The 12,522-nt window shown below is 61.1% G+C and carries 20 protein-coding genes; 10 read left to right on the top strand and 10 right to left on the bottom strand.

Annotation, left to right across the window (positions count from 1 at the left end):
• Positions 1-166: 166 nt before the first annotated feature.
• The 7 genes from IEX88_RS18910 (at position 167) to IEX88_RS18880 (ending at position 4,313) form a co-directional block, all read left to right on the top strand.
• Entirely contained in the window at positions 167-1,078 is a 912-nt protein-coding gene (locus tag IEX88_RS18910; protein ID WP_188853713.1) for a PhnA-like protein, read from the top strand.
• Between the two features lie 2 nt (positions 1,079-1,080).
• Positions 1,081-1,503, top strand: a complete 423-nt coding sequence (locus IEX88_RS18905) for a YsnF/AvaK domain-containing protein (protein WP_188853711.1) — start codon at positions 1,081-1,083, stop codon at positions 1,501-1,503.
• On the top strand, positions 1,500-2,423 hold the full coding sequence (locus tag IEX88_RS18900; RefSeq protein WP_188853709.1) for a YsnF/AvaK domain-containing protein: 924 nt from the start codon (positions 1,500-1,502) through the stop codon (positions 2,421-2,423). The genes IEX88_RS18905 and IEX88_RS18900 overlap by 4 nt, the downstream gene beginning before the upstream one ends.
• A gap of 62 nt (positions 2,424-2,485) precedes the next feature.
• Positions 2,486-2,944, top strand: a complete 459-nt coding sequence (locus tag IEX88_RS18895; RefSeq protein WP_188853707.1) for a hypothetical protein — start codon at positions 2,486-2,488, stop codon at positions 2,942-2,944.
• 4 nt (positions 2,945-2,948) lie between these two features.
• Positions 2,949-3,128: a YidB family protein gene (locus IEX88_RS27325; protein ID WP_188854097.1), complete on the top strand. Its 180-nt coding sequence runs from the start codon at positions 2,949-2,951 to the stop codon at positions 3,126-3,128.
• Positions 3,129-3,280: 152 nt separating this feature from the next.
• A complete protein-coding gene (locus IEX88_RS18885; protein WP_188853706.1) occupies positions 3,281-3,487 on the top strand; it encodes a DUF2934 domain-containing protein in 207 nt (68 codons plus the stop codon).
• Between the two features lie 181 nt (positions 3,488-3,668).
• The gene (locus IEX88_RS18880) at positions 3,669-4,313 is read left to right on the top strand and encodes a DUF1236 domain-containing protein (RefSeq protein WP_308423856.1); all 645 of its coding nucleotides are present in this window, start codon (positions 3,669-3,671) and stop codon (positions 4,311-4,313) included.
• Positions 4,314-4,433: 120 nt separating this feature from the next.
• Here the strand turns inward: IEX88_RS18880 and IEX88_RS18875 are convergent, their stop codons facing one another.
• The 5 genes from IEX88_RS18875 to IEX88_RS18855 form a co-directional block, all read right to left on the bottom strand.
• Positions 4,434-4,625, bottom strand: a complete 192-nt coding sequence (locus IEX88_RS18875; protein WP_188853702.1) for a hypothetical protein — start codon at positions 4,623-4,625, stop codon at positions 4,434-4,436.
• Positions 4,626-4,835: 210 nt separating this feature from the next.
• Complete coding sequence (locus IEX88_RS18870; RefSeq protein WP_188853700.1) at positions 4,836-5,249, bottom strand: hypothetical protein; 414 nt, start codon at positions 5,247-5,249, stop codon at positions 4,836-4,838.
• Positions 5,246-5,641, bottom strand: a complete 396-nt coding sequence (locus IEX88_RS18865) for a hypothetical protein (protein ID WP_188853697.1) — start codon at positions 5,639-5,641, stop codon at positions 5,246-5,248. Before IEX88_RS18865 ends, IEX88_RS18870 begins: the two co-directional genes overlap by 4 nt.
• Positions 5,641-7,194 (bottom strand): hypothetical protein, encoded by a 1,554-nt coding sequence (locus IEX88_RS18860; RefSeq protein ID WP_188853695.1) that lies wholly within the window; start codon positions 7,192-7,194, stop codon positions 5,641-5,643. The genes IEX88_RS18865 and IEX88_RS18860 overlap by 1 nt, the downstream gene beginning before the upstream one ends.
• Before the next feature lie 233 nt (positions 7,195-7,427).
• A complete protein-coding gene (locus IEX88_RS18855; protein ID WP_188853693.1) occupies positions 7,428-8,345 on the bottom strand; it encodes a heparin lyase I family protein in 918 nt (305 codons plus the stop codon).
• 250 nt (positions 8,346-8,595) lie between these two features.
• On the opposite strand from IEX88_RS18855, the gene IEX88_RS18850 reads away from it, so the two are divergent.
• From IEX88_RS18850 to IEX88_RS18840, 3 genes are all read left to right on the top strand, one after another.
• Positions 8,596-9,075, top strand: coding sequence for a hypothetical protein (locus tag IEX88_RS18850; protein WP_188853685.1), 480 nt, complete (start codon positions 8,596-8,598; stop codon positions 9,073-9,075).
• Positions 9,076-9,121: 46 nt separating this feature from the next.
• Positions 9,122-9,385 carry a hypothetical protein gene (locus IEX88_RS18845; protein ID WP_188853683.1) on the top strand — a complete coding sequence of 88 codons (264 nt, stop codon included), beginning with the start codon at positions 9,122-9,124 and terminating at the stop codon, positions 9,383-9,385.
• 171 nt (positions 9,386-9,556) lie between these two features.
• On the top strand, positions 9,557-10,102 hold the full coding sequence (locus IEX88_RS18840) for a PRC-barrel domain-containing protein (protein ID WP_188853681.1): 546 nt from the start codon (positions 9,557-9,559) through the stop codon (positions 10,100-10,102).
• Between the two features lie 17 nt (positions 10,103-10,119).
• On the opposite strand, the gene IEX88_RS18835 is transcribed toward IEX88_RS18840, so the two are convergent.
• The 5 genes from IEX88_RS18835 to IEX88_RS18815 form a co-directional block, all read right to left on the bottom strand.
• A complete protein-coding gene (locus IEX88_RS18835; protein WP_188853679.1) occupies positions 10,120-10,509 on the bottom strand; it encodes a hypothetical protein in 390 nt (129 codons plus the stop codon).
• Positions 10,510-10,511: 2 nt separating this feature from the next.
• On the bottom strand, positions 10,512-10,958 hold the full coding sequence (locus tag IEX88_RS18830; RefSeq protein WP_188853677.1) for a hypothetical protein: 447 nt from the start codon (positions 10,956-10,958) through the stop codon (positions 10,512-10,514).
• 36 nt (positions 10,959-10,994) lie between these two features.
• Entirely contained in the window at positions 10,995-11,399 is a 405-nt protein-coding gene (locus IEX88_RS18825; protein WP_188853675.1) for a hypothetical protein, read from the bottom strand.
• Positions 11,400-11,519: 120 nt separating this feature from the next.
• Positions 11,520-11,903 carry a nuclear transport factor 2 family protein gene (locus tag IEX88_RS18820; RefSeq protein ID WP_188853673.1) on the bottom strand — a complete coding sequence of 128 codons (384 nt, stop codon included), beginning with the start codon at positions 11,901-11,903 and terminating at the stop codon, positions 11,520-11,522.
• A gap of 83 nt (positions 11,904-11,986) precedes the next feature.
• Positions 11,987-12,385 carry a RidA family protein gene (locus IEX88_RS18815; protein ID WP_188853672.1) on the bottom strand — a complete coding sequence of 133 codons (399 nt, stop codon included), beginning with the start codon at positions 12,383-12,385 and terminating at the stop codon, positions 11,987-11,989.
• Positions 12,386-12,522: the final 137 nt, after the last annotated feature.

Here is a 12,522-nt window from a genome sequence, read left to right as displayed (position 1 = left end):
CGTACGCGTCAATCTCGGCAAGCGTCCTCTTTCGACTACATCGGACGGCTTAGCCACGACCGGAGTTGGCACCCCGTTCAGCTCCGCACGGCTGAACCAATAGACGCCTAATTCCTTGTAGCGACAGGCAATCCTGCCGTCGGCGCAAAACTCGCAAGGAATTCCCATGTCAGACTTCACGCAACGACCCGTAGGCGATGGGAATTTCGAAGCAGCGCCATCCGCGATCGATGACGCCCATACGATCATGATCAACAAGGTCTCCTGGGGCGCCATCTTCGCCGGCGTCGTCGTCGGCCTGATCACGCAGGTCCTGCTGACGATGCTCGGCGTCGGTGTCGGCATCGCGACACTCGACCCGATGACGTCCGACAACCCATCTGCCTCGTCGTTCTCGATCGGCGCAGGCATCTGGTACATCCTCGCCGGCATCATCGCCGCCTTTGTCGGCGGCTACGTCGCTTCCCGCATGTCCGGCAAGACGGCTGCGACGACCGGCGCGCTCCATGGTCTGACGACGTGGGCGTTCACGACGCTACTCGTCATCTACATGCTGTCCACCGCCGTCGGCGGCATCGTCGGCGGCGCGTTCTCGGGTATCACCTCCGTTATCGGCGGTGCGACCCAGACCGCAGCTACAGCTGCCGCCCCTGCCCTGGCCAACGCCAACCCGCTTGATGCCCTCGAGCAGCAGGTCCGCTCTACCGGCACAGATCCAGAGGCGCTGAACAACGCCGCGGTCTCGTCGATGCGGGCTCTCGTCATGGGTGACGAAGCCGAGAAGGCCGACGCTCGGGAGAAGGCAGCGGCTGCACTTGCCTCGGCAAAAAACATTCCGATCGAGGAAGCTCGGACCCAGGTCGGCCAGTACGAGGCTCAGTACAATCAGACCGTCGAACAGGCGAAGGCAACTGCCCTTTCAGCTGCCGATACTGCCGCTTCGGTTGTTTCGACCGGCGCCATCGTCGCCTTCATCGCCCTCGTCCTCGGCGCTATCGCCGGCTGGTTCGGTGGTCGGTCTGGTGTCGTGCATCCTGTTTATGCCGACCGCGTGATTCCTTCGCGCCGGACTATCTGAGCATGTCGCGGGAGGAGGATCAGACTGGTGTCATTCCTCTCGTCGAGGAGACGGCGCGCATCGAAAAGGAGGAGGTGGTCACTGGCCGCGTCCGGGTGCGAACCGTCACCGAAGAGACTGACCATGTCATCGGCCAGGACCTCGACACCGAGAACGTCGAGATTTCCCGTGTAACTTTGAATCGAGAAGTCGCCGAGGCGCCCGCCATTCGACAGGAAGGCGACGTGACGATCATTTCGCTAGTCGAGGAGATCATCGTCGTCACGAAGAAGCTAGTCGTCACGGAGGAGATACACGTCCGTCGCATCAGATCGACTGAGCATGTGGAAACCTCAATCAACTTGCGAAAACAGACCGCCGTCGTGGAACGTACCGACGCCGAGGACGATTCATCTTCCATAACATCAACTGGAGACCAACTATGAGCCAGAACATCACGGCATACTTCGACACCCGTGCCGAAGCCCAGAATGCGATCGACAAGCTCGCGCAAATCGGCATCACAAGCGCCAACATTCGCGTCGCGGATTCGACCACTACGACTTCCCGCGGGACGACCGCTACCGACGACAAGGGCTTCTTCGAAGCCATCGGCGATTTCCTGATGGGAGACGACGAGGACGATCGTCACACCTACGCCGAAGGCGTTCGCCGCGGCGGTACCGTGCTGAACGTCACAGCGCCGGACGGTCGCTTCGAGGAAATTGCCGACATTCTTGAAGGTGAAGGCGCCGCCGACATTGATGAACGTGCGCAGACCTGGCGCTCGGAAGGCTGGGCGGGCACGTCGGCCACCGGCAGCAGCGCGTATTCCAGCGGCTCAGTAGCCGACACCTCCGTCGCCCGCACGGGTATCGGCTCCACAACCGGCACATCGTATGCAGCGGCTTCGGGCGCTACGGGCTACTCCGAGAGTGATACCCTCGGTACCCACGCTTCCAGGGATAGTGACGGCACCATCGAAGTCGTTCAGGAGAACCTGCGGGTCGGCAAGCGCGATGTCAGCCATGGCCGCGTGAAGGTACGCTCGTACATCGTCGAAGAGAATGTCTCTGAAGACGTGAACCTGCGCAGCGAGAACGTCGAGATCTCACGTCGCGCCGTGGACCGCCCCGTTGGCGCCATGGACGCCTTCGCTGAGCGCACGATCGAGCTCGAGGAGACGGCTGAGGAGGCTGTCGTCGCGAAGGATGCCCGAGTGGTCGAGGAGATCGATCTCAAGCGTGACGTTCGCGACCGCACGGAGACGGTGTCCGATACCGTGCGTCACACGGAAGTCGACATCTCCGACGAGCGGGTCGGCGAGACGCTGACAGATGCCGAGCGGGTTCGCCGCGGCCTCTGAATTCATATTGCCGGGGCCGGTGGAATCCTTCCACCGGCCCTTTTTGATTCAGGGAGAGCAAAATGGGAATTCTTGAAGACGTTCTCGGCAGCGTCCTCGGCGGACAGCAACGTGGCGGCGGGATGCAGGGCGGCGGCATGCAGGGCGGACTACTAGGTGGTCTCGGCGGTATGCTAGGCGGCGGCAGTCAGGGCGGCATGTCCCCGATCATGATGGCGCTGATGGCCCTACTGACGCAGCAGATGTCCGGACGCTCCGGCGGCGGGAGCCTTGGCGGAGGAATGGGAGGCGGTCTGGGTGACCTTCTGGGCGGCCTTACCGGCCAAGGCGGAATGGGCGAGGTCACCGGATCAGGGCAGGTTCGGCAGCCGGAGCGCTCCAACGAGCGAGTCCAGGGCGGCCTTGGCAATCGCGGCGAATTCAGTGGCGGCCATACTGGTTTTGATGGTCTCCTTGAGCGGCTAGAACGCGGCGGCCAGGGCCAAAAGGCTAAGTCCTGGGTCTTCGGATGGGCAGAATGAGCCGATCGCGCCGCATGAGCTGCAGACGGCCCTTGGCGAGGACACTGTCGATCAACTGGTGACGCAGACAGGAATGCCCAGGGGCGATCTGTTGTCGCAGCTGTCGGAGCTACTTCCCGGTGTTATCGACAAGCTGACGCCGAACGGTCGTGTGCCTGATCACAGCGAGCGGCAAGGCTGGTGACATTAACCGTTAGCCGAAGGGCTCATGCCCTTCGGCTAATCGCACCACGTCATTTTGGAACGCCTATCGATTGTCTGCTGCGACTGAAGTTGGCTTGCTCCCCGTCGTGGATCTGGCATCTTCCTCGAAGAACGCAAACCGGAGTGACGACAGTGCTGGACGACCTTATCCGACCGATTGCGCACCACATCTGGATGATCGAAGGCCAGCCTGACGGATGGGCGCTTGATCATTGGCTAGAAGGCCGCCGGGTCGCACTGACAGATGTCGCGCAGCCCTGGCATGATGCAGCGACCCTAGTCGATGAGGCGACCTGGATGCGTCGGGCATTGTGGCTGCCGCAGACCCACATGCATTGACCGTCGCTCACTAAATCCAGGTGAATGCTTTGCCTGCGCCTGCGGAGCCTGGGCGAGACAGAGAAGTTCCGGGAGTGCGCTCGAACCGGGTCGTGGCGGAACAATTATTGACGCACCACCTTATCGAGTCATCAAGGCGCTGACAGAAGTCGCCTGCTGGGTAAGGAGAAACCTCATGCGAATGAAAATTGTCACCCTCACCGTCGGAAGCATTCTTATGTTGTCCGGCGCGGCTCTCGCTCAGACAGCTGTCACGGCGACGACCGACCTGAATGTGCGGGCCGGTCCGGGACCGCAATACCAGGTCGTTGGAGCTATCCCCGCAGATGGTAGCGCAACGATTGAAGGCTGCCTCGAGAACAGCAAATGGTGCCGCGTCTCCTTCGATGGGCAGGCGGGCTGGGCCTACTCCGATTATCTGACGACCGACTTTTCAGGCCAGCGCGTGATCATCACCGAGCGTCGCGCTGACGTCGGAGTACCGGTAGCGACGTATGACAACAGTGCCGACGGAGCGCTTGCCGGGGGTGCTACTGGCGCCACAGTGGGAGCTCTTGTCGGCGGCCCCGTTGGTGCAGCTGTCGGTGGTGTCGCTGGACTGGCAGTCGGGGCGTCAGCAGATATCGCTGATCCCGATATCGAGTATGTCAGATCCAATCCGGTCGACCCAATTTACCTGGAAGGCGAGGTCGTAACTGGCGCGCAGCTTCCTGGCACAGTGGAACTGCGTGAAATCCCGCAGTCGAAATACCGCTATGTGTACGTGAACGGACAGCCTGTTATCGTTCAGCAAGATACTCGCCAGATCGTGCGCGTCATTCGGTAGACTCGCGGTATCGAGATACATCGTAAAAGATGACCAAAAATGCCCGCCCCTTAGGGAGCGGGCATTTTAGTATGGACGTATCGCCTTCCTCGGCTGCCTAGCATTGGGTGTACTCTGTGATCAGGTATGCTTGGCGACCTTCGTCGTCGGCACCTTCGAGTCGGACGCCGGATCCTTCATCACCTCGATCCGCACCCGACCGACCCGGCATGTGACGCACTTCACGTCGAGCGTTTCGGGAACTCCGGTCTCGTCGGAGAAGGCGGTCATGCCTGTGGAGCAGCGGTCGCAGAGGCCGCGGGCGAGATGCATGCTGGATTCCTGGGTGTCGGGGAAAGGGGTGGACGACGGCGGAAGGTAGGAGCTCGCCGCCGTCGTCCGTCTGAGCTGCCGGGCAAGCCGCCTGGCGCTCAAGCTGCAATGGGAACGGTCTCGGCGCTTACGACCAGAGCCATATCGACAGCAGGATGCCGATATACGGCGCGACGGCGGCGATGATGAGAAATGGGATCTGAGCCCTCATCACGCCGTCCCCTTCTCTGTCGCCCGTTTCGCGAGAGCGACGATGTCTACCCCGACTTCGCGAGCGAGCGCCTGGATCGCCAAGACCGCGGCTTCCTCTTTCCGCCAGCCTGACCACCATGTGCCTCCGGTCTTCGCCTCGACGATCCCGCGATACGTTGGCGGCTCCGGCAGTCCGAGCCAATTCGCGAGCAGAAGGTGGACGAGCTCGTGATCAAGACTCATGCGGTCTGTATCGCCGTCGTAGCCGAGGCATTCCGCCCGTGCGACGTCGGTAGCCGAAGCACCGGCGACAGCCATCACTTCAGATCCATCGGCGAGTGTTGTCCGCATCGTTCCATCCGCGAAACGCTCGAAGCGCCCGGCTGGGAGAACGATGTCGAGTTCACCGGTAGGGCTGAGACCGCGGCTCATGACGAGGCCTCCAACTTCTTCACGTCGTCGATTACCGACTGGCGACCGCGGCGGTAGCCCTGCTGGTCGGCGACCGATCTTGCACCGGCGGTGGCATCCATGGCGGCGACGACCGCGCACGGCAGGCACTGAAGCGTCCGCTTGTCGCAGCCGATGTGCATCTCGCCGCAGGTACGGCAGCGGGCCTGATAGCCGCCAGGTGCCCAGCCTCCGATTGGGGTCTTCACGCCTCGGGAGACGAGGGCATCCGCGAACGAAGTGTGGTCTGGCTGGAAGTGCGGGACGTCCTCCGCCTTCGGTGGCTCGGATGCGGGCTCCGGGACAACGACCGTTCCCGAGAACCGGGTGCTGTCGACAGGGAGGATGGCGGGCTGACCTGGTACCCAGAACATCAGCGTGCCCCCAAGCCAGATCGGCGAGTGAACTGTCTTCCGGTCCAGCACGATTTAGCCGTCTCGAGACTCTTCAGGATTTCCCGCTTCGTCGAACTACGACCGCCGCCATGGTAGAACCGCACGTCGCCGTCGGGGAACTTGATGTCCCAGTAGTATTGGTGGCTCGAGACATTGCCGCTCACCGCTCGACTGACGGTTCCGCCTTCTTCGACGGCCAGGTCGGCGATGAACCGATCCATCTCGGCGAACATCAGGACGCGATCGAGGTCTTCTACTTCTGTAGGCGGCGCGGCGCACGCCTTCCCCTCGCCCTGGAAATAGATCTCGACCTGCCGGCGAAGGATCTCCTTCAGCTCCGACCGGGTCACGGTCTGCCTTTCGACCCAGCAGATCTCGATCGAGAGGTTGAATGGGAAGTCGACCCTCCAGTCCTCCTTGTCCTTCACCGCAGAGACCGTCGCTCCGGGCCCAGCGATCTGGGTCAGGTACGCGCCCATCTCCTCGAAGGTCGGGTACCAGTCGGCATCGTCGGCGATCACCGGATCCGCTAGCTCGGGCGTCATGTCCTCGAGGCGCGTCGGACCCTCGAATAGGACTTCGTCCAGGATATCGGTGACGCAAGCCAGCTGATTGTCGGCGCCGCCCTCATACCTCTCATCGCAGCCGACACCCTCAGCGAATGCCTGCTCCAAGAGCTTGGCCAGTTCGGATTTCGTGAGGGTCACCGTCGGCCTGATCGAGGAGCCTGGGATCATCGGCGCGGCTGTCGGGCCCTTCATGTCGAGCGTGACCCAGTCCTCGGTGTCGTTCGCGTCAGCAGGCGTCGTCACGATGGACAGGCTGCCGTCCGGCAAGAGCTGCGTGCGCGTCATATCGATGACCCGGAAGTTTTCGGGGTCGGATGTGTCGATCCTCATCTCAAGGCGAGGCGGCTTGTTCGCATCGTCGTGGTTGCCCTGCGCCTTGTCGGGCATGCTCACCAAGAACTCAGCCGCCGTCCCCTCTACGACCGCCATGGCCACGACGTCCTCGACCGGCGCCCTCTCCGGAACCCCGCACGCCCTCCTCGGCTGCGGCATCCGCGAATGCGCCCATGTCTTCCTGCCAGCAGCATCCGCGACATCGAGCTCGCGGATCCGGTCCACCTGCCCGTCAATGTATGCCTGCACCGCGTTTCGGTCGATCTCGCCGCCGAAATGGAAGCTGGTCATGCCGACAAGCCAGGTTCGGGCTTCCGTCCGGCCATCCAGAACCTCGGACCACTTGTCGAGGCGGTCGGCGGCGAGGGTGCAGACGACGCGCTCGACGAGGGGATCTAGGGCCGTCATCACCGACGCCGGGTCCATCGATTCCGAAATGATCGTCCCGCCGGCCGCACGCTCCCGATAATTGATGTCCTCGACCTTCAGCCCGGGTGCCAGGCGCTCGGCTTCCCGGTGCATCGCCAGCACATAGTCAAGGCGCGGGTTCTCGGCGTAGACGTGCGTCAGGCGGTCGGCGGCCCAATGGAGCAGCTCGGCTGCGCGTTCGTCGGTGTTCGGTATCGTCATGATGGTAGGGCCTCCTACGCCCAGGAATGGTGAGAACAGAATGCGTGCTAGACGCGGCGGCTACTTCAGGACTTCCTTGAGCCCGTAGGTCAGACGACAATATTCATCGCAACGGCTAGCGCAGCTTGAGAGGATCAGGATGCCGGCCAGCATCGCAACGATGGCTGTGGTCTTGGTCATGGCGCTCGGCCTCCATCGCCGAAAATTCCTCATTGCCTGTTATTCGCCATCGACTACTTCTTCTTCGCCTCGGCCTTCCGCATCTGAGCGATCACCTTGTCCAGCTTCTCTTCGGCGCCTTCCAGAAGGCTGACGCTTGACGGAGAAACTGCTCCGATGGCGTTCTGCAGTCGAGCAAGCTCCGTCTGGACGGCGTCAAGGCGCTTGTAGAGTGGGTAGAAGGCATCAGTCACCGGTGCGGCCGGCTTCGGCGTCGCGATGGGTGTGGACGATGGCAACGGCTCAGTCGGGTTCGTCACCAGCGTGAATGCCGCGTCTCCGACCGCACGCTTCACTGGACCGAAATACGCGGTCTGGTTTGGCGCAGGCTTCGGGCCCTTGTAAGCGTCCATCCCGGACCGATAGATCCCGTACTTGAAGTAAACGACCTTGGTCCCCGTCTCGACCAGCGAGTGATTCTGCAGCGTGCTGAACGCCTTTCCAGCAAGCGTCACCATGACCCGTCCGGCGTTCTCCCCAGGATTCCAGCGGAACAGGAAGCCGAACCACAGCAGCCTGCCCTTCACGAAGGGGACGACCTGCTTGTAGTTGAAGCCGCTCTTGTAGTTGGTGACGAAGGCAAGTTCGCCGTTCTCGTAGCGCAGGCTGGCAACCGGATAGCCGCCCTCGTGCCACTGGCAAAGCGTCTGCTTGGGCGAAAATTCGGCGTAGCCCTCCGGGATGAGGACAGGGACGACGTAGCCATAATCCTTGCCATCGCTGACCGTGTCCTCGGTCTTGCTGCGGAATTCCGTGCGCTCGGAGAACTTCGACTTGTCGCCACCGGCAACGCCAGGATTCCACTCGTCGCCGGCGCAGACCGTGAAAGCCTCGAGCTCCAGCCCATATTTCTGGACGCGAGCATAACGATCGGGCGCCGCGGCTTGTAGATAGCCGGTCATGCCTCCCGTGGTGTAATCCTTTGATTTCATTGGACACGGCCTCCTACGCCGAGCTGATCTTGATGCTATCATTGCCGCGTGAACTGCAAAAATCTACGGCGACCGACGTTTTAGCTGAAATCGGTCAGGGCGGAGCCAAGCGAGAGTGTGCTCAGATATTCACACCCGGGCGAAAACGCCTGTGTCCGACCTGAGGATACGTACGTCTCCGGCCTATCGCCTTGCTTTGCTTCGCGCTTCCGGTTTGTTGGACAGAATGGATTCGTCAAGGGTTTCATCGATGTCAGCTGCACAAACCTTCATCCCTTCGGTTCCGGACACCGACGAAGCCGTGCTCGTTGACCTTCCGGTTTTCGGTTCAGAACCTTCCACAGAGCATCCGATCCCCGACAGCCAAGCCGACGTGGGAGCGGAGGACTGGCAAGGCACGCTTGGTCTCGTCGAGCGGGCAGCGGCTTTGATCAAGAGCTACGAGCAGAGACTTCGCGAGCTCGAAGAGGAAACGCGCCAGTACATGCTTCGAACCGAAGGTGAGAAAGAGCGCCTGAACGAACGGAGCCAGGACCTTGAGAACCAGGTCGAGCATCTTGAATCCGTTTTGTCACACACCTCGGACGAATTACACGAGACAAAAACCATCGCTTCGGAGACGAGCAAGAAGCTCCGCGACACGGAGACGCGGCTAGCTGAGGCGAACGCGCAGATCAAGCTCTGCGGATCGTATCGGCGGCAGGTCGAGGAAATGCTGGGGGCTATATAGTGACGAAGTCAGCCGGCGGCTCATACCCAGTCTGGAGACAAGCGGCATGGAAGCGATGACGACAGGGCCGATCGATCAGTGCGAGATCAAGGCGGACGGCACGTGGGTCACGATCGGCATCCGCGATGCCCAGCTTCTTCGGAAGACCCAGATAAGATGCAAGGCATGCGCCGGACGCATCAGGGTGCAAATGAAATTTACGGCCCATCCGTCTCCGTACTTCATGCACTTCGCAAAGCATGACGGCTGCCGGAACACTCCTCACCTCTTTTCCGGCGTCTCATCGAGACATCCTGAAGCGTTGGAGTGACAGGTTGAGCTGACCGGCGAAGCCGCAGACTAGGCCTTTTCGTCTCCATCGCCCCTGGTTCCGATCTGGCTCAAGGAATTTTCGGAACCGCTGCCTCTCAATTGCCTTTCCCAACCATGCAATTCGACGCCCTCACTCGAAGCGGCGTCGGCAACAGAAAGGCATCTCACCATGAAATCCTTCATCCTCGCAGCTGGTATCGCCACCCTCATCGGCGGCAGCGCCCTCGCACAAACGGCAACGCCGGCTGCACCCGATGCGACCACCACGACTCCGACCACCGGCGCGACGACTGCTCCGACGACTGGCGCAGCAACGACCGCTCCGGCTACGGATGCCACCACGATGGCGACGCCTTCGACCGCTGCTACCAGCGGCGCTTTCTACACCCTGCCCGCAGCGCCGGCCGCTGGATCGATGCCCATGAACCACCTCGCGTCGGACCTCGCGGACATGGATGTATACGGCGCGAATAACGAAAAGATCGGCGAGATCGACGATCTGATCGTCAACTCCGACGGCACCGTTGCCGCCGCGGTCGTCGAAGTCGGTGGGTTCCTCGGCATGGGCGAGCGTGATGTCCTTGTGAATTTCTCGTCGCTGCAGATGACCATGGAAGGCGACGAGAAGCGGATTAGCGTGCCTGAGCTAACGAAGGAGACACTGACTGCTGCGCCGGAAATCGATCTCGACGCGACTTTCCCTGATCGCGACTGATCATCGACATCGGTTGATTAAAGACGGCGCTGCCAGTGAAGGCAGCGCCGTCTTCTTGTCGGGCAGTGGCATCTCATGCCACCACAGGCACTGGTCCCACGCCCGAAGGTCCGTGTACCAAGTGCCCTCCGCGCCATCGTCGACCACTCGGCATCCTGCACGAACGCAAGTTCGTCGATGACGCCATCCTCGTTGACGCTCATGTGAAACATCTCGGCGCGGTGGCCGCTGATATCGACCGCGTACGGGTATTCGCAGCTGCTACTCTCGATATCGTGTCCGGCAGCTAGGTTCTCTGCGACCTCGGCCTTGAGCATGGTCAGGAGCGCCTCGTCCCGATCGGCAGGGTCGTCGAAGGAGCGGATAGAGAAGCAGCCACGGGCGAGGTGGAAGACTTCCTTTGCCATGGTCAGCCCGCCTTCATCGTCTCGGGATACGTCCCGGATTTCACGTCGAAGTCGGGTCGGAACCAGCGAATGCCGTATGCGTCGATCCAGTCCGCCTGGTTCATGAAGGTCAGGCAGGCAGCCTCCGCCGCGGCGAGCGTGTCGAGGTGGCCCAGTCGATAGAGCGGCTCCTCGAAGCTAGCGACGCAACGCTGGTACTTCTCCACCTGACGCCGTAGATCGTCATGCTCCTCGACCTCGTCGCCGTGGATGTGCCCGGACCGGATGCGAGCGCCGCGGCTGCCTTTCGGCCAGGTCAGCATGGCGCCCAGAACGGCCTCGGGCCCGTCGTCGTCTTCATCCTCGCCGTCGATGATGTCGTCGCACTCTTGGCGAAACGCCAGAAGCCCAGCGTGGCGCTCGGCTTCTTCCTCGGCAGCTGTCAGTATCGGCTGATTGGTCTCGGTCATCTTGCTGTCCTCCACGACGGCGATGGATAAGGCGTATCAGGCGGCCTTCTTACCGTCCGCTTCGGCGCAGGTCTCGTCGACGAACGCTGTCAGCAGCGCGGCGGTGGACTCGTCGGAGTAGAGGTCGTCGCGGATCGGCACGACGTTCGAGACCGCAGCCGCCGCGATCATCACGGGCGCCTCGGTCTCTTCGTTGAGGTGGTCGCAGCCGAGGCTCGCGACGAAGGTCTGCAGGGGCGACAGTCCGGTGGCCTCGTCGATCAGGATCATACGTCCAACTATGCTCTTCGCGAGGGGCACGGCTTCGAGGTCGTCGAACGTGTGGCCGGTGCGGTCGGCCATCATGAGGATCGTGAGCCCGACCAGATCTGCATGCGGAATCCGGATGACGATGTCGGCGAGGGTCTCGGAGTGGTCAATGGTGATGGTCATGGCGCGCATGCTCCTACAGAGTGCGATTACCAGGATCGTCGGGGATCGGTGTGAAAGAGACCAGCGTTATCTCGCCACCCTAAAGCTCCCGATCCATAGCTTGTAGTAGCCCACCATGGGCAATCGACATTACAACATCCCGTTCGAATTTTCTGTGCCAATCGGAATGACTTGCAACACGTCCCAGTGCTCGACGATCTTTCCCATGTCATCGACGCGGAAGATATCGATGCCGGCATAGTCCTCATCGCCGGGCCAGTGCTGGAAGCAGTGAAGGACGACATAGTCATCCTCCGCAATGACCCGTTTGATTTCGACGCGTTTACCAGGCCACTCACGTGCCATACACTCGAAGTAGCTGATGAAAGCATCCTTGCCCGTCGCGACGAAGGGATTATGCTGGATATAATCCGCACCGACATAGCGATCGACCGCCTCCGCTGGCCGGCCTTCGTTGAACATCATGTGATAGAAGGCGACGACGGCCGCCTTGTTACGTTCAAGATCCTGCATCAGTTTACCCTTTGAACGGCGAGATGAGGGGATCTCGCATGGCAACCCCATGCCGTGCTCCTCATCCCGCATCACGGTCTGGATCAAGCCATTGGCGGAATACGCGCAATCACCTTGATCTCGAAATCGAATCCCGCGAGCCAGTTGACCCCGATACAGGTGATATTTGGGTACGGCGGCTCGCCAAGATACCTGTCGCGAACAGCCAGGAACGTGTCGAACTGCGTTTCCGGATCAGTGTGGAAAGTCGTGATGTCCACTACGTCGTCGAGCTTACAGCCGCCTGCCTCCAGAACGGAAATAAGATTATCGAACGCCAACGTTACCTGTTTTTCGAAGTCCGGTTCGGGTGATGCGTCTTCACGGGAGCCCACTTGGCCCGACACGAACAGTAGATCTCCCGATTGGATAGCCGCAGAGTATTTGTACTTCGTGTAGAGGTCCTGTCTCCTAGCTGGACCGATCGTCTGTCTGGTGGTCATGTGAAGACTCCTTCCGGATTTCGCATTTGACGCCGAGTATGAGCGTCGCAGCAGATGAAGCTAATGCTTCGGCTGCATCTTAGGCGATCCGAAATTGCGCGGGCTAGTGCCTATTGGGGAAGATTAGGATACACAGA

This window comes from Aureimonas glaciei (genome assembly GCF_014643375.1).
In the GTDB taxonomy this organism is placed as follows: Bacteria; Pseudomonadota; Alphaproteobacteria; order Rhizobiales; family Rhizobiaceae; genus Plantimonas; species Plantimonas glaciei.
Note: the sequence above shows the minus strand (reverse complement) of the source record. Positions and strands in the feature narration are given on the sequence as shown.